The following is a 22,443-nucleotide window of genomic DNA, read 5'->3' as shown; positions in this document are numbered from 1 at the left end:
CTACTTGCGGATCAGCGACCGCAGCACGTACTGCATGATGCCGCCGTTGCGGTAGTAGTCGGCCTCGCCGGGGGTGTCGATGCGGACGACCGCGTCGAACTCCACGCCGGTGTCGGTGGTGACCTTGACCGTGCTCGGGGTGGTGCCGTCGTTCAGCTCGGTCACGCCCGTGATGGAGAAGGTCTCCTCGCCGGTCAGACCGAGCGAGTCGGCCGTCTGGCCGGCCGGGAACTGCAGCGGCAGGACGCCCATGCCGATGAGGTTCGAGCGGTGGATGCGCTCGTACGACTCGGTGATGACGGCCTTGACGCCGAGGAGCGCGGTGCCCTTGGCGGCCCAATCGCGGGACGAGCCGGAGCCGTACTCCTTGCCGCCCAGGATGACCAGCGGGGTGCCGGCGGCCTGGTAGTTCTGCGAGGCGTCGTAGATGAAGGAGACCGGCGCGCCCTCGACGGTGAAGTCGCGGGTGTAGCCGCCCTCGGTGCCCGGCGCGATCTGGTTGCGCAGGCGGATGTTGGCGAAGGTGCCGCGGATCATGACCTCGTGGTTGCCTCGGCGGGAGCCGTAGGAGTTGAAGTCACGACGCTCCACACCGTGCTCGGTGAGGTACTTGCCGGCCGGGGTGTCAGCCTTGATGGCGCCGGCGGGCGAGATGTGGTCGGTGGTGACCGAGTCGCCGAGCTTGGCGAGGACGCGGGCACCGGTGATGTCGGTGACCGGGGTGGTCTCCATCGTCATGCCGTCGAAGTACGGGGGCTTGCGGACGTACGTCGACTCCGCGTCCCACTCGAAGGTGTCGCCGGTGGGGATCGACAGGGCCTGCCACTGGGCGTCGCCCGCGAAGACGTCCTGGTAGGACTTGGAGAACATGTCCTCGCCGATGGCGTTGGCGACGACGTCGTTGACCTCGGCCTCGGAGGGCCAGATGTCCTTCAGGTAGACGGCGTTGCCGTCCTGGTCGACACCGAGCGCGTCCTTGGTGATGTCCACCTTCATGGAACCCGCGAGGGCGTACGCGACGACCAGCGGCGGGGAGGCCAGGTAGTTCATCTTGACGTCGGGGTTGATACGGCCCTCGAAGTTCCGGTTGCCGGAGAGGACCGAAGTCACCGCGAGGTCATGGTCGTTGACGGCCTTGGAGACCTCCTCCGGCAGCGGGCCGGAGTTGCCGATGCAGGTGGTGCAGCCGTAGCCGACGAGGTTGAAGCCGACCTTGTCGAGGTACGGGGTCAGGCCCGCCTTGTCGAAGTAGTCGGTGACGACCTTCGAACCCGGGGCGAGGGTGGTCTTGACCCACGGCTTGCGGGTCAGGCCCTTCTCCACGGCCTTCTTCGCGACGAGCGCGGCGGCGACCATGACGTACGGGTTGGAGGTGTTGGTGCAGGAGGTGATGGCCGCGACCGTCACCGCGCCGTGGTCGATCTCGTACGTCGAGCCGTCGGGGGCGGTCACGGTGACCGGGTTGGACGGGACGCCGTTGGGGGCGACCGCGGGGGCGTCGGAGGCCGGGAAGGACTCCTTGCCCGCCTCGTCCACGGCGTCGACGTAGTTGAGGACGTCCGACTTGAACTGCTGGGCGGCGTCGGCGAGGACGATGCGGTCCTGCGGGCGCTTCGGGCCGGCGATCGAGGGGACGACCGTGGAGAGGTCCAGCTCCAGCTTCTCGGAGAAGTCGGGCTCGGCCTTCGGGTCCAGCCAGAGGCCCTGCTCCTTGGCGTACGCCTCGACGAGCGCGAGCTGCTGGGGCGAACGGCCGGTCAGGCGCAGGTAGTTGATCGTCTCGTCGTCGATCGGGAAGATCGCGGCGGTCGAGCCGAACTCCGGCGACATGTTGCCGATGGTGGCGCGGTTCGCGAGGGAGGTGGCGGCCACGCCCTCGCCGTAGAACTCGACGAACTTGCCGACGACGCCGTGCTTGCGGAGCATCTCGGTGATGGTCAGCACGAGGTCGGTGGCGGTGGTGCCCGGGGTGAGCTCACCGGTCAGCTTGAAGCCGACGACGCGCGGGATGAGCATCGAGACCGGCTGGCCGAGCATCGCGGCCTCGGCCTCGATGCCGCCGACGCCCCAGCCGAGGACGCCGAGGCCGTTGACCATGGTGGTGTGCGAGTCGGTGCCGACGAGGGTGTCGGGGTAGGCCTGGCCATTGCGGACCATGACCGTCCGCGCGAGGTGCTCGATGTTGACCTGGTGGACGATGCCGGTGCCCGGGGGGACGACCTTGAAGTCGTCGAAGGCGGTCTGGCCCCAGCGCAGGAACTGGTAGCGCTCCTTGTTGCGGCCGTACTCCAGGTCGACGTTCTGCTTGAAGGCGTCGTTGGTGCCGAACTTGTCGGCGATGACGGAGTGGTCGATGACCATCTCGGCCGGCGAGAGCGGGTTGACCTTGGCCGGGTCGCCGCCGAGGGCCTTGACGGCCTCACGCATGGTCGCGAGGTCCACGACGCAGGGCACGCCGGTGAAGTCCTGCATGATCACGCGGGCCGGCGTGAACTGGATCTCCTGCGACGGCTGGGCCTGGGAGTCCCAGTCGCCGAGGGCACGGATGTGGTCGGCGGTGATGTTCGCGCCGTCCTCGGTGCGGAGCAGGTTCTCCAGCAGGACCTTGAGGCTGTAGGGCAGGCGGGCCGAGCCCTCCACCTTGTCCAGCCGGAAGATCTCGTACGACTCGTCGCCCACGCTCAGCGTGCTACGGGCGTCGAAGCTGTTCGCCGACACGACAGTCTCCTTCATTTCTGTGCGCTTACCACCGCATCCTGCCGCCACGCCGTCTTGGCCGATCCGCTAAGGTAAGGCTAAGTTAGGTACGCCTTACCACCAGACTCGACGGAAACGTGCGGCTGCGGTACGCCTCGGCAGATATCTCGATGTCGAGATAACTCTAGTACATGGGCGCGGAATGGTCATGCCCGGCCCCGCCCTTCCCTCACGGGATCTTCGGGGCCTCGGCGGAGATGCCGCTGGAGGTCCGCGCGGCTGCCGTCCTCCCAGCGCGCTCGCGTCAGCCTCAGTCGTCGCACGGTCGCGGGCCGCCCACCTGCCACAGCGCGGCAAAGTCCCGGGCGGCGATGGTCTGCGGGCCGACGACCTGGCCAGGTGACCAGTTCCCCCTGCGCAACCAGTGGTACTGCACCACCGAGCGCGCCCGGTCCGCTGGAGGCCGCGGTCATCCGATTTCCACGCTCGGGCACATACGAGGTTCAACCTGTGGGTCACCGGCGCGGCGGGCGGTGCACGAAGCCACCACCCGCATCGCCGGAGCCCCGCCCTTCGCCGAGTACCGCGAGGGCCTTGAAGCCGCAGGGTTCATCGACATCTCGATCACCCCGACCCATACCGTCGCCGACGGCACGCACCCTGCCGTCGTCCGCGCCGTCAAGCCGGGGACCGCCGACGCCCGGCCCGCGGAGACGGAGTCGGCCGGCGCCTGCTGCGGGGTACACAGCCGCCGCACCCCCGCCGAGACATCCGCCGACCCCGCCCTGACCGCCGTAGAGGCAAAGAGCGCCTCCGGGTGCGGCCGGCGGGCTGACAGCGTGACGCCCGCCGGACCCCCGTCAGGAGGACTGCCGCACCCCACCCCGGTAGCGCTGCGCCAGCCGCGCGAGGGCGACCGCGGCGAGCAGCAGGCCGAAGTCGCGCAGCGCGATGTCGTAGTAACCGGGGATGGTCAGCAGGTTCACGATGATGCCGGCGAGCCATCCGGCCACGAGCCAGCCGCCGAAGCGCGGGGCGAGCGCGACGACGAGGCCCGCGACGATCTCGATCACTCCGACCGCGTACATGGCGGCCTGGGCGCTCCCCGGAACGATGTCGTCGATCCACGGGGCGAGGTAGGTGGGCCAGTCGACGAGCACGTTGGCGAACTTGTCCAGCCCGAACAGGATCGGCGCCACGGTGAATCCGATGCGCAGGATGACGAAGGCCTGGTACCCGGGGTCGCGGAGGGCGGCCTGCCGGGAGGCGACGGACGGGGTGGTGGTGGCTGCGGACGACATGACGCGCCTTCCTTCTATCGATGACTCTCATTAACGATAGAAGCGCCCGAACCCTTCTTTAGTCAATGCCCTTGCGTTTTAGACTGGTGTTCGTGGACTCCCCGAAGGAAGCACTCCATCCGGACGTCTCCGCCGTCGCCGCTCTCGACGAGCCGACGCGCAGGAGGCTCTACGACCATGTCGTACGCCAGCCGGGACCGGTCAGCCGCGAGGAAGCCGCCGAGGCGCTCGGTCTCGCCAGGCAGACCGCGGCCTTCCACCTGGACCGACTGGCCGACGAGGCACTGCTCGACGTCGTCTACGAGCGGCGCAGCGGACGTACCGGCCCGGGAGCCGGCCGTCCCGCCAAGCTCTACAAGCGCTCGGCCAAACAGGTCACGGTCAGCCTCCCGGAGCGGCACTACGAGTTGGCCGGAGGGCTGCTCGCCCAGGCGCTGGAGGAGTCCGAGGCCACCGGCGAACCGGCCCGTGCGGTCCTGCACCGCAAGGCGTACGAACTGGGCACCCAGCTCGCCGGGCCGGGCCGGGCAGGCGTGTTCGACGTACTGGAGGGCAACGGCTTCGAGCCGCGCCACGACGGTGACGGCGTCGCCCTCGGCAACTGCCCCTTCCACGCGCTCGCCCGCGAGCACACCCAGACGGTGTGCGGCATGAACCTCCACCTGCTGCGCGGCCTCCTGGAGGGACTCGCGGAAACCGGCCTCCAGGCACACCTGACCCCCAGCCCCGGCCACTGCTGCGTCCGCCTGGAGCCGACCCGCTGACGAACTGTCATGCCCCCACGCCTTCCGGGTATCCGGTACGGGACGAAAGGGGGCGGACATGCCGCTTACGTTCCGCAAGAGCTTCCGGATCCTCCCCGGGGTCCGGCTGAACATCAACCGGCACTCCTGGTCCATCACCACCGGTGGACGGCACGGACCCCGGCGGACCCACAGCAGTACGGGACGTCGTACGACATCGGTTGATTTGCCCGGACCTTTCGGGTGGCGCAGGACCCGTACCTCCAGGCAGCGCTGACACTCCCTCAGGGGCCGTCACCCGAACGGACCCCCCAAGATGCCCCATCTCATATCTGAGATAACCTCGGGCCCATGGCAGACGACTACCTCGTACGCATCGGCAAGCTCATCCGCGACGCCCGGCAGCACCGGGGCTGGACACAGTCGCAACTCGCCGAGGCGCTCGGCACCAGCCAGAGCGCCGTCAACCGCATCGAGCGCGGCAACCAAAACATCAGCCTTGAGATGATCGCTCGAATCGGTGAAGCACTCGACAGCGAAATCGTCTCTCTGGGCTATGCCGGACCGATGCATCTGCGGGTGGTCGGCGGCCGCCGGCTCTCCGGCGCGATCGACGTCAAGACGAGCAAGAACGCCTGCGTCGCCCTGCTGTGCGCCTCGCTGCTCAACCAGGGGCGCACAGTGCTGCGCCGGGTGGCCCGGATCGAGGAGGTCTACCGCCTGCTGGAGGTGCTGGGTTCCATCGGGGTCCGCACCCGCTGGATCAACGACGGCGTCGACCTGGAGCTGGTCCCGCCGGCCGAGCTGGACATGGGCGCGATCGACGCCGAGGCCGCCGTACGCACCCGTTCGATCATCATGTTCCTCGGCCCGCTGCTGCACCGCATGGACGGCTTCAAGCTGCCGTACGCCGGCGGCTGCGACCTCGGCACCCGCACCATCGAGCCGCACATGATCGCGCTGCGCCGGTTCGGCCTGGACGTCGCGGCGACCGAGGGCCAGTACCACGCGCGGGTCGACCGGGCCGTCCGCCCGGACCGCCCGATCGTGCTGACCGAGCGCGGCGACACCGTGACCGAGAACGCGCTGCTCGCGGCGGCCCGGTACGACGGCGTGACCGTCATCCGCAACGCCTCCTCCAACTACATGGTCCAGGACCTGTGTTTCTTCCTGGAGGCGCTCGGCGTCAAGGTCGAGGGCATCGGCACCACCACGCTCACCGTGCACGGCGTGCCGCGCATCGACGTGGACGTCGACTACTCCCCCTCCGAGGACCCGGTCGAGGCGATGAGCCTGCTGGCCGCGGCGGTGGTGACGGAGTCCGAGCTGACGGTGCGCAGGGTGCCCATCGAGTTCCTGGAGATCGAGCTGGCGGTCCTGGAGGAGATGGGGCTCGACCACGACCGTACGCCGGAGTACTCCGCGGACAACGGCCGTACCCGCCTGGTCGACCTCACGGTCCGCCCCTCCAAGCTGGAGGCGCCGATCGACAAGATCCACCCGATGCCGTTCCCGGGCCTGAACATCGACAACGTCCCCTTCTTCGCGGCCATCGCGGCGGTCGCGCAGGGCCAGACCCTCATCCACGACTGGGTCTACGACAACCGCGCGATCTACCTCACGGACCTGAACCGCCTGGGCGGCCGCCTCCAACTCCTCGACCCGCACCGTGTGTTGGTCGAGGGCCCGACCCGCTGGCGTGCCGCGGAGATGATGTGCCCGCCGGCCCTGCGCCCCGCGGTCGTCGTCCTCCTCGCGATGATGGCCGCCGAGGGCACCTCCGTCCTGCGCAACGTCTATGTCATCAACCGCGGCTACGAGGACCTCGCGGAGCGGCTGAACTCGATCGGGGCGCAGATCGAGATCTTCCGCGACATCTGACGGGCGTCGGGGCGGGCCCGTCTCACACCGGGCCGCGGCCCGCCTCGGCCGCCAGGCCGCGCATGACGTGTTCGAGGAGGGCCAGCAGGACCGTCTTCACCGACTCGCGGTCGCGGGCGTCGCACAGCACGAGCGGCACGTCGGGGGCGAGGTCGAGCGCCGCGCGGATCTCCTCGGGGTCCTCCTCGCACCGGCCGTCGAAGCAGTTGACGCCGACGGCGAAGGGGATGCCGCGGTGCTCGAAGAAGTCGACCGACGGGAAGCATCCCTCCAGCCGCCGGGCGTCCGCGAGGACGACCGCGCCGAGCGACCCGCGGGACAGGTCGTCCCACATGAACCAGAAGCGGTCCTGCCCGGGGGCGCCGAAGAGATAGACGACCAGCGCCGAACTCAGCGTGATACGGCCGAAGTCCATGGCCACCGTCGTCGTGGTCTTGCGTTCCACTCCCGCCAGGTCGTCCACGCCGACGCTCGCCTCGGTGATGAGCTCCTCGGTGCGCAGGGGTTCCGTCTCGCTGACCGTGCCGACCAGCGTGGTCTTGCCGACGCCGAACCCGCCGGCGACGAGGATCTTGGCCGTCGCCGCGTCGGGCGCGGGCGCGGTGCGGCCGGGGTCAGATGCTACGAATGCCATCGATCACTGCCTGGAGGAAGCGCGGGTCGGGAGAACCGGCCGCGGAGGGCGCGGAGACGAAGACGAGCCGGTGGTCGAGAAGGTCGTCGAGCAGGACCCGGACCACCGCGACCGGCAGGTCCAGCCGGGCGGCGACCTCCACCAGCGCCGTCGGGATGCGGCACAGCGCGAGCAGCCGGTTCTGCTCGGGTTGCAGCCGCTGGTCGCGGGTGGCCGGGCGGACGGTGCTGATCAGGGAGATCAGCTCGATGCCGGGGCGGGTGGAGGAGGTCCGGCCGCCGGTGACGGTGTAGGGGCGTACGAGCAGACCCGGGTCGTCGTCCGCCCAGGGGTCTTCCTCGGACCAGTGCCTCATCCATGCTCACCCACGAACGGCTCGCCGCCGTACTCGGGGAACCGGGGGGCGGCACTGAGGAACTGGCCCACCTGGCGGACCAGCATCGTCATCTCGTAGCCCACGCTCCCGACGTCCACCACGGAGGTGGCGAGCACGGCGAGCCGGGCGCCGTCGCCCGCGGTGGTGACGAAGAGGAACAGGTCGTCCATCTCGATGACGGTCTGCTGCACCCGGCCGCCGCCGAAGTGCCGGCTGGTGCCCTGGGCCAGCGAGTGGACCCCGGAGGCGATGGCGGCGAGCTGCTCGGCATCGGCACGTTCGAGGGCCCGCGAGCCGCCGACGAGCAGTCCGTCCTCCGACAGCACGATGGCGTGCAGGGTCTCGGGGATCCGGTCGATCAGGTTGTCCAGGAGCCAGGCCAGTCCGCCGTGCGGGGTCTGGGGCGCTGTCATGAGGTGGTGTTCCTTGTCGGACGGGGACGGGTGGGCAGCGGACGTCGCCCGGGCGGGACCGGGGGCCAGTCGGGTACGGGGACCTCTTCCTGGGCGCGGGCCCGCCGGGTTCCGTCGCGCAGGGCGGCGAGCATCGCCCGCGCCTGTTCGGGCCGGCGCTCGGGAACGGGGCCGGAGTCGCCGTACGACTCCTGCGGGCGCTCCCTCAACTGCGGCGCGAGGTGGGCCTGCCGGACCCGCCGGGGAAGCCGGCCGGAGCCGGGGCCACCGGGACGGGGGGCGGCGACGGGTGCGGGTGCGGGCCGGGGCGGGGCGTCCTGGGCGGGTACGCCCTCGGGCGCGGGCCCCCTCTTGAAGGCACCGCGGGTCATGGCACCACGGGCGGCCATGGTGTCGCGACCTACGAGATCACGGTCCACGCCGTCACGAGCAGCCATGGTGTCCCGGCCTACGACGTCACGCGCCGCCCCAGTGACGCTGTGGGGCGCGTCGAGCGAGCCATCGGGGTTGGGGACCGGCGTCGTGGTGGCCGTGAAGGCAGGCGTGGCCGGGGTCCTGCGGGTGCGGGGCGGCAGGGTGTTCGGTGGCCGGTGGTCGTCGGGCAGGGTGGAGACCGCGGACAGGTGGCGTTCGGCGCGGGCGTCCAGGACCGGTGGGGCGGTGTCGGTGGCCGGTTCGACGAGGGCCTGCGGGAGGACCACGACGGCCAGCGTTCCGCCGTAGGAGGATGGCTGGAGGCTGGACGTGATTCCGTGCCGCCGGGCGAGGTGGCCGACCGTGAAGAGGCCGAGGCGGGGATCCTGGCCGAGAGCGCTGAAGCTGAAGTCCCTGGGCTCGTGCAGCAGTTCGTTCGCGGCCTCGTACTCCTGGGCCGACAGCCCCAGTCCACGGTCCTCGACCTCCACGGCGTATCCCTGCGCCACCAGCAGCGCCCGCACCCGTACTTCGGTGTGCGGCGGGGAGAACGTCACGCCGTTCTCGATGAGTTCGGCCAGGAGATGGATCGTGTCGCCGACCGCCGGTCCGCTCACCGCGACCGGCGGCATCGGCTCGACCACCACCCGCACGTAGCCCTCGATCTCGGAGACCGCGCTGCGCACCAGGTCGGCGAGCGGCACCGCGTGCTTCCAGCGGCGCCGGGGCGCCGCACCGGAGAGCACGGTCAGACTCTCCGCGTTGCGCCGCATGCGGGTGGCGAGATGGTCCACGCGGTAGAGCCCGGCGAGGAGTTGGGGGTCCTGCTCCTTGCGTTCCAGGTCGTCGATGACCGTGAGCTGACGGTGCACCAGGATCTGGATGCGGCGCGACATGTTGTGGAAGACCAGCCGCGCGCCCTCACGCAGCGAGGCCTGTTCCAGCGCGACGTTCACCGCGGTGCGCTGCGCGGTGTTGAACGCCTGCGCCACCTTGCCCAGTTCGTCGGAGCCGAAGTCGAGTTCGGGCAGTTCGACGAGGTCGGCCCGGCTGCCCTCGGTGCGCAACCGGCCGATCAGCTCGGGCAGCCGGTCCTGCGCCAATTCCAGGGTCTGCGCGCGGAGTTCGGTCATACGGCCGAGGAGGGAGCGCGTGATGCGCCAGGACAGGAGGGCGACCGCGACCACCGCCACCAGGGCGAGGGCGCTGCCCGTCAGCATCCGGCCGAGCAGCGTGCGGTTGCGTGCGTCGGAGTTCTCGGTGACCGATGGCAGATACCGGTTCTGGACGGCCAGCACCTTCTCGGACACCCGCCCCGCGGCGGCCGCCCGGGCGGCCGTGGGACGGGTGATCCCGAGCGAGCCGTCCGCCGCCGGGGCCGCCGTGCCGACGGCCTTCTCATAAGCCGCCAGGTCGGCCCAGTCCGCACCGGCGATGACCTTCTCCAGGGCCGCGCGGGAGGCGGTGGGCAGGTACGGCGTCACCTCGTCGGAGAGCACCGAGACCCGGACCGCGGCGGCGGACACCAGGTCCGTGCGCTCCTGGACGGTCGCCCGTCGGGTGGCGGTGACGCCGTCGAGGATCGCCTCCTCCTGGGACAGCGCCTCCGTGGCCCGCAGGAACGCCAGCGCGTGCCCGGCCTCCGCGGCGGTGGCCGCGCTGCCGTTGTCCGTGTCGAGCATCCCGAAGAGGTTGAGCACGGACGCGACGGTCCTGGAGTAGACGTCGTAGGTGTGCTGCCGGGTGGCCTTCCCCCGGTCGACCGCCAGGCGCTCGGCCCTCACCTCGGCGATCTGCTCGCGTACGACGTCCAACTGCCCCCGGTACCGGGCCGATCCGTCCTCGCCGGAGGACTCGTCCGCCGTACGGAAGTCCGCGAGGACGGCATCGGTCCGGCGCCGTTGCGCCAGCAGGGCCGCGCGGTCGCCGTGCGCGGACAACACACCCAGCGTCAGCCGCCGTTCCTTCTGGAACTCGGAGACACCGGGCACCAGCGCGTAGGTGGTCCTGGCCGGGTTCCCCTCGTCCGAGGCCCGCTGCCACTGGACGAGCTGGACCGCCGAGCCGGTGATCCACAGCAGGACCATCGCCACCGACGGCACCACCGCGAGGGCGATGAGGGAGGCCCGGATACTGCGACGGCCCTGCGGAGCGCCCGGTGCGGGCCGGACGCGGTGCCGGCTCATCTCGCGCTCCCCCGTCCGGCGGCATTGCGGCGGCGGGGAATTGCGGTGGGGAACGAGAGCGGCACCAGTGAAATTCCTTCCGGGGTGGCGCGTGGGGATTCGCGGCAGGGTCCCGACCCGGCCGTTCAGATGGTCAGTCATGGAACCGAGCAATCCGACGGGGGTCAAGAGATTCCGTACGCGTTCCAGCGGGCACGATTAGGACGCCCAGTCCACTACGCGCGTAGAAGATGCGGTGACCGCCCCCGCTCCACCGGACCTCCACATAGATGTTTTGGCTGATTACGCAGGGTGAGTCGAGGCGTACGCACGCTCGGGTCATCGGGTGGGAGAGCACCTCCCGGCCACCCGCTCATGTGACCTAGTTCACACAGCACAGCGCCCCGTCCATGAGGCGGACGGGGCGCTGCGGGAGGGGGTCAGGACTGCGCGAGGGTGATGTCCTGCTTCTCCGTCGCGTGGAAGCGCGGCAGCGGTACGCCGCCCTCGGGCCGGAGTTCCATGAGCGTGGCGTCGACGTAGGCCGCGCCCGGTTCGAGGGCGCCCGGGGTGGGCTTGCCGGTGTTCTCCCAGGCGTGCTCCATGCCGTCGCAGACGGCTCGCGTGCCGCCGATGCCGTACCGGACCGACGGGGAGCGCTGGCCGACGGCCGAGCTGACGAAGACCGGGCCGGTGCCGCCGGTGCAGCGGTAGGTGCCGGAGAGGGTGACGGTGCCGTCCTCGGCGATACGGCCGACCGGGTCGACGGTGACCGTCTCGTACGGGTCGGCGCTCGCGGGCGCCGCGGGGGCGGCCAGCAGGAGCAGCGTGGCGGCGGCGAGGGCGGGGCGAACGGACATGGGGGACCTTCCGGGTGAGAGGAATCAGGGACTCCACTGGTACCGGTCGGACGCCCTCACGCCCGTGATCGTCACTCCATCGTGGCGAGTCCGCATCGAGCGTCGTGGAACGGTCCGAGAGTTGTCCGCGTGTTGTCACGCTTCCCGTCGGACCGTTCCGATGAGTTCGCGAGGGGAGCATGGTCTATCCATACGGAGACGGACCCCACAGGAGCGGTCCTTCCGATGTGGAGGTGCGCCATGTGTTCTCACCAGCCTTCGTGCCCTGCGTCCGACAACGCGGCCCCGCATGTGGTCGCCGCCCACCCCGAGCAGGGCTGGAACCTGCTGTGCAACGGGGCGATCGTCTTCGACGACACCGGTGAGCTGCTGCCGGACGGCCGGGTCGTGGCGCCGTGCCGGGTACCCGTCGCGAGGCTGGCCGTCGCCGCCTGACCGCTCTTCCGGTTCCGCTCAGGGGAGCACGGCGAAGCCGTCGAGTTCCACGGCCGCCTGGTCGTCCCACAGGCGTACGACCTCCACGACCGCCATCGCCGGGTAGTCCCGGCCAGCCAGCTCCCGCCAGATGCCCCCGAGTTCACGGACATGGGCACGATAGGCGGCGATGTCGGTGGCGTAGACGGTGACGCGGGCGAGGTCGGCCGGTGTGCCGCCCGCCGCCGCGAGGGCGGTCAGCAGGTTGCCGAGCGCTTTGGCGAACTGCTCGGGGAGAGTCTCGCCCACCACCTTGCCGTCGGCGTCCAGAGCCGTCTGCCCCGCCAGGAAGACCACCCGGGACCCGGTGGCGACGACCGCGTGCGAGAAGCCGGTGGGCGGGGAGAGTTCGGGCGGGTTGATGCGCTCGGCACTCACGGGGTCTCCTTCGTCGCTACGGCCGCCTCGGCGCCCGCGGCCGCCGCGCTCGCGTACAACTCCCTGGCGATGATGCCCCGTTGGACCTCGCTCGCCCCCTCGTAGATGCGGGGTGCGCGTACCTCGCGGTACAGGTGCTCCAGCAGGTGGCCGCGCTGCAGCGCGCGGGCGCCGTGCAGTTGGACGGCCGTGTCGACGACGTACTGCGCGGTCTCGGTGGCGAGCAGCTTCGCCATCGCCGCGCGCCTCGGGACGTCCGGGTCGCCTTCGTCGTACGCCGTCGCCGCCGCGTGGACCATGAGGCGGGCGGCCTCCGTGCGCAGGGACATCTCGGCGACGGTGTGCGCGACCGACTGGAGGTCCTTCAACTTGCCGCCGAACGCGTCCCGCCCGGCGGTGTGGGCGAGGGTCGCGTCGAGGGCCGCCTGCGCCATGCCGACCGCGAAGGCGCCGACGCTCGGGCGGAAGAGGTTCAGGGTGCCCATGGCGACCCGGAAACCGCGGTCGACCTCACCGAGCACGTCGTCGGCCGTCACGGGGACACCGTCGAAGGCGAGGGCCCCGATGGGGTGCGGCGAGAGCATGTCGAGGGGCGTACCGGTGAGGCCGGGACGATCGGCGGGCACGAGAAAGGCGGTGACCCCACGAGCGCCCGCGCCGGGGGTGGTGCGCGCGAAGACGGTGTAGAAGTCGGCCTCGGGCGCGTTGGAGATCCAGCACTTCTCCCCCGCGAGCCGCCAGCGGGCGGGGCCGTCGGGGGTGGCGGTGGGCGGGAGGGGCGGCGGATCACCGACCGGCGGGGCCGCGTCTGACGGGGCGGCCGACGAAGAAGCAGGCGGCGCGGAAGCGGCCGGCACGGAAGCGGGCGGCACGGAAGCGGCCGACCCGGAAGGGGCCAGCGCGGAAGCGGGCGGCACGGAAGCGGGCGGCACGGAAGCGGCTGGCCCGGAGGGCTGCGTCTCGGCACGCCCGCCTCCCCGGCCGCCTCCCGGGGAATCGCCCCGCAGCCCGGCCGCGCCCTCCGCCGAAACAGCGCCGGATCCGGCCCCTGAAGCCACCCCCGAGGTCGTCTCCCGTGCCGCCCGCAACCCCAGCGCCGCCGCGTCCGACCCCGCCCCCGGCTCGCTCAGCGCGAATGCCGCGATCACGGTTCCCTCCCGTACCCCGGGTAGCCACCGCTCCCGCTGGGCCGGGGTGCCGTAGGCGTGGACGGGGTGTGCGCCGAGGCCCTGGAGGGCTAGGGCCGTCTCCGCCTCGGTGCAGGCGTACGCGAGGGACTCCCGCATGAGGCACAGATCGAGGGCGCCGGAGGTGAACAGGCGGTCCAGCAGGCCCAGTTGCCCCAGCTCGGCGACCAGCGGGCGGTTCACGTGCCCCGGCTCGCCCTTCTCCGCGAGCGGGCGGAGCCGGTCCGCGGCGAGGGCGCGCAGCTCCGCACACCGGGCGATCTGTGACGGTTCGAGCGAGAATGCGGGCACGGCCGGTCCCCTCTCTCCACAGGACCCTTCGACCATATCGCGTGCCGTTGACTGTCGTCACCAACACGATACGCTCCTGATGCGAGCCCACCCAGGCGCCCAGCACCGACGCCCACAAGGCAGCCCACGAGGCAAGGGGGCGAACCGCCATGACCGTCTCGGCGCACATCGACACCTTCGCGCGCGACCACCTCCCGCCCCCGGACCAGTGGCCGGAACTCCGCTGCGACCTGCCGGAACTCCATTACCCCGATCGGCTCAACTGCGCCGGAGAGCTGTTGACGGGCCAGCCCGAGGACCGCCCGGTCTTCCACACCCCCGCCGGCGACACATGGACGTACGGCACACTCCGCGCCCGTGTGGACCGGCTCGCGCACACACTGAGCGACGGTCTCGGTGTCGTCCCCGGCGCCCGGGTCCTGCTGCGCGGCCCGACCACGCCCTGGCTCGCGGCCTGCTGGCTGGCGGTCCTGAAGGCGGGCGCCGTCGCCGTCACGGTGCTGGCCCAGCAGCGCCCGCACGAGCTGGCCACGATGTGCGCGATGGCCCGCATAGAGCACGCCCTGTGCGACATACGCTCCGTCGACGACCTCGCCAAGGCCGAGATACCGGGGCTCAGGATCACGACGTACGGCGGCGACGCCCCGGACGACCTGCTGAACCGGACGGCGCCCGACACGCCGTACACCCCCGTGGACACCGCGGCCGACGACGTGGCGCTGATCGCCTTCACCTCCGGGACCACCGGCCGTCCCAAAGGGTGCATGCACTTCCACCGGGATGTGCTCGCGATAGCCGACACCTTCTCGAAGCATGTGCTCAGGCCACATGTGGACGATGTCTTCGCGGGCTCTCCCCCGCTCGGCTTCACCTTCGGGCTCGGCGGACTGGTGGTCTTCCCGATGCGGGCCGGAGCGAGCTCGCTGCTCCTCGAACAGGCCGGTCCCCCGCAGCTGCTGCCCGCCATCGCCGAGCACCGCGTCTCGGTGCTGTTCACCGCCCCCACCGCCTACCGCGCGATGCTCGGCGAACTCGACGCGTACGACGTCTCGTCGCTGCGCCGCTGCGTCTCGGCCGGCGAGAACCTGCCCGCGGCCACCTGGACCGCCTGGCAGGAGCGGACCGGCCTGAGGATCATCAACGGCATCGGCGCCACCGAGCTGCTGCACATCTTCATCTCCGCGGCCGACGACGCCATCCGGCCCGGGACGACCGGAGTGCCCGTACCGGGCTGGTACGCGCGCGTGCAGGACCCGGACGGGCGTCCGCTGCCGGACGGCGAGCCCGGGCTGCTCGCCGTGCGCGGCCCGGTCGGCTGCCGCTATCTCGCCGACCCCCGGCAACGCGAGTACGTCCGCGACGGCTGGAACGTCACCGGTGACACGTATGTCCGAGAGAGCGACGGCTACTTCCGCTATGTGGCCCGCGCGGACGACATGATCATCTCGGCGGGCTACAACATCGCCGGACCCGAGGTCGAGGACGCGCTGCTGCGCCACCCGGACGTGGTCGAGGCGGCCGTGGTGGGGCGGGCCGACGAGGCGCGCGGCCAGGTGGTCGTGGCCTTCATCGTCGTCAAGGAGGGCGCCGAGCGGGACGCCGAGTCACTGCGCGCGTTCGTCAAGTCCGAACTGGCGCCCTACAAATGCCCGCGCGAGATCGTCTTCCTCGACGCGCTGCCGCGCACCGCGACCGGCAAACTCCAGCGGTTCCGGCTGCGCACCGATGGTGACCAGCAGTGATCCACAAGACCTAAGATGATCAACGTGTCCGACCAGCATGCACCACGGTCTCTCATCGTCACGCTCTACGGCGCCTACGGCCGCTTCGTACCCGGCCCGGTGCCGGTCGCCGAGCTGATCCGGCTGCTGGCCGCGGTCGGCGTGGACGCCCCCTCCGTACGCTCCTCGGTGTCCCGGCTCAAACGGCGCGGACTGCTGCTGCCGGCCAGAACCGCACAGGGCGCGGCCGGTTACGAACTGTCGCCGGACGCCCGCCAGTTGCTCGACGACGGCGACCGGCGCATCTACGCGGCGACCGCGCCCGGCGACGAGGGCTGGGTGCTCGCCGTGTTCTCGGTCCCGGAGTCGGAGCGGCAGAAGCGGCACGTGCTGCGCTCCCGGCTCGCGGGCCTCGGCTTCGGCACGGCGGCGCCCGGGGTCTGGATCGCCCCCGCGCGGCTCTACGAGGAGGCCCGGCACACGCTGGAACGGCTGCGGCTCGACCCGTACGTCGACTTCTTCCGCGGCGAGCACCTCGGTTTCGCGGCGACCGTCGAGGCGGTGGCCCGCTGGTGGGACCTGGCCGCGATCGCCAAGGAGCACGCGGACTTCCTCGACCGCCACGCGCGCGTGCTGCACGCGTGGGAGCAGCGGGCCGACACCCCGCCCGAGGAGGCCTACCGCGACTACCTCCTCGCCCTGGACTCCTGGCGCCACCTCCCCTACGCCGACCCCGGGCTGCCCGCCGCGCTGCTCCCGGAGGACTGGCCCGGCGCGCGCTCGACGGCGGTGTTCCGGGGGCTGCACGAGCGGCTCAGAGACGCGGGGGCACTCTTCGTGAGCCTTTGACCCCTGTGGCCCCTTGAGTACCGGGAGTCACTCAGCCAAACCTCAGGCTTCTTAATCGTTCCTCTCAGACTCCTTACCTACCGTTCCACGGGTCGTACGCCGGGTAGGAAAGAGGACTGTTGCGCATGACCACCACGGCAAGGGCTCAGGGAGCCACGGTCTGGCTGACGGGACTGCCGAGCGCGGGCAAGACGACGATCGCCAGATTGCTGGGCGACCGTCTCAGGTCCGAGGGGCGCCGGGTGGAGGTCCTGGACGGCGACGAGATCCGCCGCTTCCTCTCGGCCGGCCTCGGCTTCTCCCGGGAGGACCGCAACACCAACGTGCAGCGGATCGGCCTGGTCTCCGAGGTGCTCGCGCGCAACGGCGTCCTGTCCGTCGTCCCGGTGATCGCGCCGTACGCCGACAGCCGCGAGGCGGTCCGCAAACGGCACGAGGCGAGCCGGACGCCGTACGTCGAGGTGCACGTGGCGACCCCGGTCGAGGTGTGCAGCGAGCGGGACGTGAAGGGGCTCTACGCCCGTCAGGCGGCGGGCGCGCTGTCCGGGCTGACCGGCGTCGACGACCCGTACGAGGAACCCGTGGACCCCGCGCTGGTGCTCAAGACGCAGGACCAGACTCCCCAGGAGTCGGCGGACACCGTGTACGCGGTGCTCGCGGAGCGGGGGCTGGTGTGAAGGACTTCGCCCTCTCCCACCTGGACGCGCTGGAGTCCGAGGCGGTCCACATCTTCCGTGAGGTGGCGGGCGAGTTCGAGCGGCCGGTGATTCTCTTCTCCGGCGGCAAGGACTCCATCGTCATGCTGCATCTGGCGCTCAAGGCGTTCGCCCCCGCCGCGATCCCGTTCTCGCTGTTGCACGTCGACACCGGGCACAACTTCCCCGAGGTCCTTGAGTACAGGGACCGCACCGTCCAGCGGTATGGGCTGCGCCTCCATGTGGCCTCCGTACAGGACTACATCGACCGCGGTGTGCTGCGCGAACGCCCCGACGGGACCCGCAATCCCCTCCAGACCGTCCCGCTCACCGAGAAGATCCAGTCCGAACGCTTCGACGCGGTCTTCGGCGGTGGCCGCCGGGACGAGGAGAAGGCCCGCGCCAAGGAGCGGGTGTTCTCGCTGCGCGACGAGTTCTCCCAGTGGGACCCGCGCCGCCAGCGCCCCGAGCTGTGGAACCTGTACAACGGCCGCCACGCGCCCGGTGAACACGTCCGCGTGTTTCCATTGAGCAACTGGACCGAGCTGGACGTCTGGCAGTACATCGCCCGCGAGGGCATCGCACTGCCGGAGATCTACTACGCCCACCACCGCGAGGTGTTCCGGCGGGGCGGCATGTGGCTGACCGCCGGCGAGTGGGGCGGCCCCCGTGAGAACGAGGTCGTCGAGAAGCGGCGGGTCCGCTACCGGACCGTCGGGGACATGTCCTGCACGGGCGCGGTCGACTCCGACGCCGACGACATCGAGAAGGTGATCGCGGAGATCGCCGCGTCCCGGCTCACCGAGCGGGGTGCCACCCGCGCCGACGACAAGATGTCCGAGGCGGCGATGGAAGACCGTAAGCGCGAAGGGTACTTCTAGTGACGACCATCGACACGCTGCGGTTCGCCACCGCCGGTTCCGTCGACGACGGCAAGTCCACGCTGGTCGGACGGCTGCTGCACGACTCCAAGTCGGTGCTGACCGACCAGCTGGAGGCCGTGGAGCGGGCTTCTGCCTCGCGCGGCCAGGGCGCCCCCGACCTCGCGCTCCTCACCGACGGCCTGCGCGCCGAGCGCGAGCAGGGCATCACCATCGACGTGGCCTACCGCTACTTCGCCACCCCACGCAGGCGGTTCATCCTCGCCGACACCCCCGGCCATGTGCAGTACACCCGCAACATGGTCACCGGCGCCTCCACCGCCGAGCTCGCGATCATCCTCGTCGACGCGCGCAACGGGGTCGTCGAGCAGACCCGCCGCCACGCCGCCGTGGCCGCGCTGCTGCGCGTCCCGCGCGTGGTGCTCGCGGTCAACAAGATGGACCTGGTGGGGTACGAGGAGCAGGAGTTCGACCGGATCGTCGAGGACTTCGCGGGCGACGCCGCCGAGTTGGGGCTGCCCGGCTTCACTCCGATCCCGGTCTCCGCGCTCGTCGGCGACAACGTCGTGGAGCGCTCGGCGCACATGGACTGGTACGGCGGCCCGGCCCTGCTGGAGTTCCTGGAGAACGTCCCGGTGGGCGTCGAGCCCACCGACGCCCCGGCCCGCTTCCCGGTGCAGTACGTCATCCGGGACGGCGAACTCCGGCACTACGCAGGCCAGTTGGTCTCGGGCGCGCTGCGGATCGGCGACCGGGTCACCGTGCACCCGTCCGGCGAGACCTCGACGATCACCGGCATCGACGTGCTCGGCGACCCGGCCGAGGTGGCGTACGCGCCGCAGTCGGTGAGCATGACGCTCGCGGACCAACTCGACGTCTCACGCGGTGACATGATCACCGTCGGGGTCGATGTCCCGGCGCTCACGCGGGAGGTCCGGGCGGCCGTCTGCCACCTGGCCGACCGGCCGTTGAAGGTCGGCGACCGGGTCCTGGTCCGGCACACCACCCGGACCGTGAAGGCGCTGGTCGCGGACCTGGCGGGCGCGACCGAGCTGACCGTGAACGATCTGGGCCGGATCACCCTGCGCACCGCCGAGCCGCTGGCGCTCGACGACTACGCGGTCTCCCGGCGCACCGGCGCGTTCATCCTGATCGATCCGGCGGACGGGGCGACGCTGACGGCGGGCATGGCCGAGGTCACCGCAGAAGGGGTCAACTCCCGAGGCTGAGGCGGGGTTTGGGGGCATCCGTGCGTCCCGTCTGCGGACGCCGGCTGCCCGCCCGGTACGGGTCCGGCCAGACGACGCCCGGCCCGGCGTAACCCTGCTCGGCCGCCGCGTGCAGGGTCCAGTTCGGGTCGTAGAGATGGGGGCGGGCGAGTGCGCACAGGTCCGTACGCCCGGCCAGGATCAGGGAGTTGACGTCGTCCCAGGAGGAGATCGCCCCGACCGCGATCACCGGTACGCCCGTCTCGTGCCGGATCCGGTCGGCGTACGGCGTCTGGTACGACCGCCCGTACTCCGGCTCCTCGTCGGCGACGACCTGCCCGGTGGACACGTCGATCGCGTCGGCGCCGTGCGCGGCGAAGGCGCGGGCGATCTCGACGGCGTCCTCGGCCGACGTGCCGCCGTCGGCCCAGTCGGTGGCGGAGACGCGGACGGTCATGGGCCGTTCCTCCGGCCACACCCCCCGTATGGCGTCGAAGACTTCAAGGGGGAACCGCAGCCGGTTCGCGAGCGGGCCCCCGTAGGCGTCGGTGCGCCGGTTGGTGAGCGGGGAGAGGAAACTCGACAGCAAGTAGCCGTGCGCGCAGTGCAGTTCGAGCAGATCGAAGTCCGCGCGGGCGGCCCGCCGGGCGGCGGCGGTGAACTGCTCGCGGATGTCGGCGAGTTCGGCGCGGGTGAGTTCGCGCGGGGTCTGGTGGGCCGGTCCGTACGGCAGCGGGGACGGGGCCACGACCGGCCAGTTGCCGTCGGGCAGCGGTTCGTCGATGCCCTCCCACATCAGCTTGGTCGAGCCCTTGCGGCCGCTGTGTCCGAGCTGCACGCCGATCGCGGTGCCCGGAGCCCGGAGGTGCACGAAGTCGGTGATCCGTTTCCAGGCCTCGCCCTGTCCGCCGTTGTAGAGGCCGGTGCAGCCGGGTGTGATCCGGCCCTCGGGCGAGACGCACACCATCTCGGTCATGACGAGCCCCGCACCGCCGAGGGCCCGGGCGCCGAGGTGGACCAGGTGGAAGTCGCCGGGGAGGCCGTCGGTGGCGGAGTACATGTCCATCGGGGAGACGACGACCCGGTTGCGCAGGGTCAGGCCGCGCAGCCGGAACGGCGTGAACATCGGGGGCGTACCGGCGGGGCAGCCGAACTCGCGCTCCACGGACTCGGTGAAACGGGCGTCCCGCAGCCGGAGGTTGTCGTGGGTGACGCGGCGGCTGCGGGTGAGGAGGTTGAAGGCGAACTGGCGGGGCGGCTGGTCGAGATAGCGGCCGAGGTTCTCGAACCACTCCAGGCTGGCGCGGGCGGCGCGCTGGGTGGAGGCGACGACGGGTCTGCGCTCCTCCTCGTAGGCGGCCAACGCGTCCGGGAGAGACGGCTGCTCCTCCAGGCAGGCTGCCAGGGCGAGGGCGTCCTCGACGGCGAGCTTGGTGCCGGAGCCGATGGAGAAGTGCGCGGTGTGGGCGGCGTCGCCGAGGAGGACGACGTTGCCGTGGGACCAGTGCTCGTTGACCACCGTGCGGAAGCTGGTCCAGGTGGACTTGTTGGAGCGCAGGGGGCGGCCGTGGAGGGCGTCGGCGAAGATCTTGGCGCAGCGGTCGATGGACTCGGACACGTCCGGCTCGGCGAAGCCGGCCGCTCGCCACACCTCCTCGCGCATCTCGACGATCACGGTGGAGGCGTCGGGGGCGTAGGGGTAGCCGTGGAGCTGCATCACGCCGTGTTCGGTCTCGGCGATCTCGATGCGGAAGGAGTCGAAGGGGAAGTCGGCGGCGAGCCAGATGTAGCGGCAGTGGTGGGTGGCCACATGGGGGCGGAACACATGCTGGTGGGCGTCGCGGGTGGTGCTGTTGACTCCGTCGGCCGCGATGACGAGGTCGTGGGTGCGGTCCAGGTCGGGTGGGGCCTCGGTGCGGAAGCGGAGGTCCACGCCGAGGGTGCGGCAGCGGTCGTGGAGGATCTCCAGGAGGCGCTTTCTGCCGAGGGCGGCGAAACCGTGGCCTCCGGAGGTGTGCCGTACTCCTCTGTGCACGATGTCTATGTCGTCCCAGCGGACGAACTCCGCCTGCATCGCCTCGTAGACGGCCCGGTCGGCGTGTTCGATGCCACCCAGGGTCTCGTCGGAGAGGACCACTCCGAAGCCGAAGGTGTCGTCGGGGGCGTTGCGTTCCCAGACGGTCACCTCGCGGTGGGGGTCGAGGCGTTTCAGGAGGGCGGCCGCGTACAGACCGCCGGGGCCGCCGCCGATGACCGCAACGCGCGGAGCCGCCGCCGTCACCGTCCGCTCCATTTGGGAGGGCGCTTCTCCGTGAACGCCGCGTGGAACTCCCTGTAGTCCTCCCCCGTCATCAGGAACGCCTGGGTCGCCGCGTCCATCTCCACCGCCGCCGCCAGCGGCATGTCCAGTTCCGCCGTCAGGAGCGCCTTCGTCTGGGCGTACGCCAGGGCGGGGCCGTCCGCCAGGCGGCGGGCCAGGGTCAGGGCCGCGGAGTCGGCCTGTCCCTCTTCCGTCAGTTCCGAGATCAGGCCGATGCGCTCGGCCTCCGGTGCGCGGACCTGGTCGCCCAGCATCAGCAGGCGGGTCGCGTGGCCCAGGCCCACCACCCTCGGCAGCAGGTACGCCGCACCCATGTCGCCGCCCGACAGGCCCACCCGGGTGAAGAGGAAGGCGAAGCGGGCGGTGGGGTCGGCCACCCGGAAGTCCGCCGCGAGGGCGAGGACCGCGCCCGCGCCGGCCGCCACGCCGTGCACCGCGGCGATCACCGGGAACGGACACTCCCGTACCGCGCGCACCACCTGCCCGGTCATCCGGTTGAAGTCGAGGAGCTGGGCGGTGTCCATCCCGAGGGTCGCGCCGATGATCTCGTCGACGTCGCCGCCGGAGCAGAAGCCGCGCCCCTCGCCGGTGAGCACCAGGGCCCGTACCGCCTTCTCCCGGGACAGCTCGGCGAGCAGGTCGCGCAGGTCGGCGTAGGCGCCGAAGGTGAGGGCGTTGAGTTTCTCGGGGCGGGCGAGGGTGACGGTCGCGACGCCGTCGGCGACGTCCACCCGTAGGTGCTGCCAGCGGGGGGTGCGGGCGGCGGAGCCGGTGAAGGGACTCATGACGTGCTGGCCTCCCAGGACGGTGGCGCGGACACGTTTCGAAGTTATCACTCATTCGTGACTGTCGTCACGGGGGCGATATAGAGATGTCACGGCTCGTCCATAGAGCGGTAACAGCGGGATCAGCCGTGGGAGGCAAGCCGTTGCTACGGGTAAGCCGCCCGGCAACG

The 22,443-nt window shown here is 71.2% G+C and carries 20 protein-coding genes and 1 pseudogene; 10 read left to right on the top strand and 11 right to left on the bottom strand.

Translation table 11 applies throughout. The features are described 5' to 3' along the window. Complete coding sequence (gene acnA / locus ABZ896_RS13880) at positions 1-2,718, bottom strand: aconitate hydratase AcnA (RefSeq protein ID WP_360926946.1); 2,718 nt, start codon at positions 2,716-2,718, stop codon at positions 1-3. A gap of 533 nt (positions 2,719-3,251) precedes the next feature. On the opposite strand from acnA, the pseudogene ABZ896_RS13875 reads away from it, so the two are divergent. Further along, a pseudogene (locus ABZ896_RS13875) lies at positions 3,252-3,383 on the top strand (arsenite S-adenosylmethyltransferase); the annotation flags it as partial. 174 nt (positions 3,384-3,557) lie between these two features. Here ABZ896_RS13875 and ABZ896_RS13870 read toward each other — a convergent pair. Then, positions 3,558-3,998: a hypothetical protein gene (locus tag ABZ896_RS13870; RefSeq protein WP_360926944.1), complete on the bottom strand. Its 441-nt coding sequence runs from the start codon at positions 3,996-3,998 to the stop codon at positions 3,558-3,560. An 86-nt stretch (positions 3,999-4,084) separates the two neighbouring features. Here ABZ896_RS13870 and ABZ896_RS13865 point away from each other — a divergent pair, with 86 nt between their 5' ends. From ABZ896_RS13865 to ABZ896_RS13855, 3 genes are all read left to right on the top strand, one after another. After that, positions 4,085-4,762 carry a helix-turn-helix domain-containing protein gene (locus ABZ896_RS13865; protein WP_360926970.1) on the top strand — a complete coding sequence of 226 codons (678 nt, stop codon included), beginning with the start codon at positions 4,085-4,087 and terminating at the stop codon, positions 4,760-4,762. A 58-nt stretch (positions 4,763-4,820) separates the two neighbouring features. Further along, complete coding sequence (locus ABZ896_RS13860) at positions 4,821-5,018, top strand: DUF4236 domain-containing protein (protein ID WP_360926941.1); 198 nt, start codon at positions 4,821-4,823, stop codon at positions 5,016-5,018. Positions 5,019-5,092: 74 nt separating this feature from the next. After that, a complete protein-coding gene (locus tag ABZ896_RS13855) occupies positions 5,093-6,622 on the top strand; it encodes a UDP-N-acetylglucosamine 1-carboxyvinyltransferase (protein WP_360926938.1) in 1,530 nt (509 codons plus the stop codon). A gap of 22 nt (positions 6,623-6,644) precedes the next feature. Here the strand turns inward: ABZ896_RS13855 and ABZ896_RS13850 are convergent, their stop codons facing one another. From ABZ896_RS13850 to ABZ896_RS13830, 5 genes are all read right to left on the bottom strand, one after another. Continuing rightward, complete coding sequence (locus ABZ896_RS13850; protein WP_360926935.1) at positions 6,645-7,256, bottom strand: ATP/GTP-binding protein; 612 nt, start codon at positions 7,254-7,256, stop codon at positions 6,645-6,647. Next, positions 7,237-7,611 (bottom strand): DUF742 domain-containing protein, encoded by a 375-nt coding sequence (locus ABZ896_RS13845; RefSeq protein ID WP_360926932.1) that lies wholly within the window; start codon positions 7,609-7,611, stop codon positions 7,237-7,239. Before ABZ896_RS13845 ends, ABZ896_RS13850 begins: the two co-directional genes overlap by 20 nt. After that, positions 7,608-8,045, bottom strand: coding sequence for a roadblock/LC7 domain-containing protein (locus ABZ896_RS13840; protein ID WP_360926929.1), 438 nt, complete (start codon positions 8,043-8,045; stop codon positions 7,608-7,610). Before ABZ896_RS13840 ends, ABZ896_RS13845 begins: the two co-directional genes overlap by 4 nt. Continuing rightward, positions 8,042-10,645 (bottom strand): nitrate- and nitrite sensing domain-containing protein, encoded by a 2,604-nt coding sequence (locus ABZ896_RS13835; protein WP_360926927.1) that lies wholly within the window; start codon positions 10,643-10,645, stop codon positions 8,042-8,044. Before ABZ896_RS13835 ends, ABZ896_RS13840 begins: the two co-directional genes overlap by 4 nt. Before the next feature lie 419 nt (positions 10,646-11,064). Beyond that, positions 11,065-11,484 carry a DUF6299 family protein gene (locus ABZ896_RS13830; RefSeq protein ID WP_360926924.1) on the bottom strand — a complete coding sequence of 140 codons (420 nt, stop codon included), beginning with the start codon at positions 11,482-11,484 and terminating at the stop codon, positions 11,065-11,067. Positions 11,485-11,724: 240 nt separating this feature from the next. On the opposite strand from ABZ896_RS13830, the gene ABZ896_RS13825 reads away from it, so the two are divergent. Further along, a complete protein-coding gene (locus tag ABZ896_RS13825; protein ID WP_360926921.1) occupies positions 11,725-11,919 on the top strand; it encodes a DUF5999 family protein in 195 nt (64 codons plus the stop codon). 18 nt (positions 11,920-11,937) lie between these two features. Here ABZ896_RS13825 and ABZ896_RS13820 read toward each other — a convergent pair whose 3' ends face one another. Both ABZ896_RS13820 and ABZ896_RS13815 read right to left on the bottom strand, forming a co-directional pair. Continuing rightward, positions 11,938-12,336, bottom strand: a complete 399-nt coding sequence (locus ABZ896_RS13820) for a RidA family protein (protein ID WP_360926918.1) — start codon at positions 12,334-12,336, stop codon at positions 11,938-11,940. Next, positions 12,333-13,814, bottom strand: a complete 1,482-nt coding sequence (locus ABZ896_RS13815) for an acyl-CoA dehydrogenase family protein (protein ID WP_360926915.1) — start codon at positions 13,812-13,814, stop codon at positions 12,333-12,335. The genes ABZ896_RS13820 and ABZ896_RS13815 overlap by 4 nt, the downstream gene beginning before the upstream one ends. A gap of 149 nt (positions 13,815-13,963) precedes the next feature. Here ABZ896_RS13815 and ABZ896_RS13810 point away from each other — a divergent pair, with 149 nt between their 5' ends. The 5 genes from ABZ896_RS13810 to ABZ896_RS13790 all read left to right on the top strand — a co-directional run bounded on the left by ABZ896_RS13810 (position 13,964) and on the right by ABZ896_RS13790 (position 19,189). Then, positions 13,964-15,556, top strand: coding sequence for an AMP-binding protein (locus ABZ896_RS13810; RefSeq protein WP_360926912.1), 1,593 nt, complete (start codon positions 13,964-13,966; stop codon positions 15,554-15,556). Between the two features lie 15 nt (positions 15,557-15,571). Then, on the top strand, positions 15,572-16,384 hold the full coding sequence (locus ABZ896_RS13805) for a PaaX family transcriptional regulator C-terminal domain-containing protein (RefSeq protein WP_360926909.1): 813 nt from the start codon (positions 15,572-15,574) through the stop codon (positions 16,382-16,384). A 125-nt stretch (positions 16,385-16,509) separates the two neighbouring features. Beyond that, positions 16,510-17,061, top strand: coding sequence for an adenylyl-sulfate kinase (gene cysC / locus ABZ896_RS13800; protein ID WP_360926906.1), 552 nt, complete (start codon positions 16,510-16,512; stop codon positions 17,059-17,061). Next, positions 17,058-17,960 (top strand): sulfate adenylyltransferase subunit CysD, encoded by a 903-nt coding sequence (gene cysD, locus ABZ896_RS13795; RefSeq protein WP_360926904.1) that lies wholly within the window; start codon positions 17,058-17,060, stop codon positions 17,958-17,960. The genes cysC and cysD overlap by 4 nt, the downstream gene beginning before the upstream one ends. Continuing rightward, positions 17,960-19,189, top strand: a complete 1,230-nt coding sequence (locus tag ABZ896_RS13790) for a GTP-binding protein (RefSeq protein WP_360926901.1) — start codon at positions 17,960-17,962, stop codon at positions 19,187-19,189. The genes cysD and ABZ896_RS13790 overlap by 1 nt, the downstream gene beginning before the upstream one ends. On the opposite strand, the gene ABZ896_RS13785 is transcribed toward ABZ896_RS13790, so the two are convergent. Both ABZ896_RS13785 and ABZ896_RS13780 read right to left on the bottom strand, forming a co-directional pair. Next, the gene (locus tag ABZ896_RS13785) at positions 19,173-21,461 is read right to left on the bottom strand and encodes a bifunctional salicylyl-CoA 5-hydroxylase/oxidoreductase (RefSeq protein WP_360926898.1); all 2,289 of its coding nucleotides are present in this window, start codon (positions 21,459-21,461) and stop codon (positions 19,173-19,175) included. The two genes, ABZ896_RS13790 and ABZ896_RS13785, sit on opposite strands and share 17 nt — an antisense overlap. After that, positions 21,446-22,273 carry an enoyl-CoA hydratase family protein gene (locus ABZ896_RS13780; protein ID WP_360926895.1) on the bottom strand — a complete coding sequence of 276 codons (828 nt, stop codon included), beginning with the start codon at positions 22,271-22,273 and terminating at the stop codon, positions 21,446-21,448. Before ABZ896_RS13780 ends, ABZ896_RS13785 begins: the two co-directional genes overlap by 16 nt. Positions 22,274-22,443 lie beyond the last annotated feature (170 nt).

The organism is Streptomyces sp. NPDC047072 (assembly GCF_040643855.1).
Lineage (GTDB): Bacteria > Actinomycetota > Actinomycetes > Streptomycetales > Streptomycetaceae > Streptomyces.
The sequence above is the reverse complement of the archived record's forward strand: the minus strand, read 5'-3'. Positions and strand labels throughout refer to the sequence as shown.

What these genes read in the sequence shown, in the direction of transcription:
- ABZ896_RS13860 (WP_360926941.1), top strand. Translation starts at nt 4,821, where the DNA reads ATGCCGCTTACGTTCCGCAAGAGCTTCCGGATCCTCCCCGGGGTCCGG.
- ABZ896_RS13855 (WP_360926938.1), top strand. Translation starts at nt 5,093, where the DNA reads ATGGCAGACGACTACCTCGTACGCATCGGCAAGCTCATCCGCGACGCC.
- cysC (WP_360926906.1), top strand. Translation starts at nt 16,510, where the DNA reads ATGACCACCACGGCAAGGGCTCAGGGAGCCACGGTCTGGCTGACGGGA.
- ABZ896_RS13825 (WP_360926921.1), top strand. Translation starts at nt 11,725, where the DNA reads ATGTGTTCTCACCAGCCTTCGTGCCCTGCGTCCGACAACGCGGCCCCG.
- ABZ896_RS13840 (WP_360926929.1), bottom strand. Translation starts at nt 8,045, where the DNA reads ATGACAGCGCCCCAGACCCCGCACGGCGGACTGGCCTGGCTCCTGGAC.
- ABZ896_RS13830 (WP_360926924.1), bottom strand. Translation starts at nt 11,484, where the DNA reads ATGTCCGTTCGCCCCGCCCTCGCCGCCGCCACGCTGCTCCTGCTGGCC.
- ABZ896_RS13845 (WP_360926932.1), bottom strand. Translation starts at nt 7,611, where the DNA reads ATGAGGCACTGGTCCGAGGAAGACCCCTGGGCGGACGACGACCCGGGT.
- ABZ896_RS13835 (WP_360926927.1), bottom strand. Translation starts at nt 10,645, where the DNA reads ATGAGCCGGCACCGCGTCCGGCCCGCACCGGGCGCTCCGCAGGGCCGT.
- ABZ896_RS13810 (WP_360926912.1), top strand. Translation starts at nt 13,964, where the DNA reads ATGACCGTCTCGGCGCACATCGACACCTTCGCGCGCGACCACCTCCCG.
- ABZ896_RS13785 (WP_360926898.1), bottom strand. Translation starts at nt 21,461, where the DNA reads ATGGAGCGGACGGTGACGGCGGCGGCTCCGCGCGTTGCGGTCATCGGC.
- ABZ896_RS13850 (WP_360926935.1), bottom strand. Translation starts at nt 7,256, where the DNA reads ATGGCATTCGTAGCATCTGACCCCGGCCGCACCGCGCCCGCGCCCGAC.
- ABZ896_RS13780 (WP_360926895.1), bottom strand. Translation starts at nt 22,273, where the DNA reads ATGAGTCCCTTCACCGGCTCCGCCGCCCGCACCCCCCGCTGGCAGCAC.
- ABZ896_RS13870 (WP_360926944.1), bottom strand. Translation starts at nt 3,998, where the DNA reads ATGTCGTCCGCAGCCACCACCACCCCGTCCGTCGCCTCCCGGCAGGCC.
- ABZ896_RS13805 (WP_360926909.1), top strand. Translation starts at nt 15,572, where the DNA reads ATGATCAACGTGTCCGACCAGCATGCACCACGGTCTCTCATCGTCACG.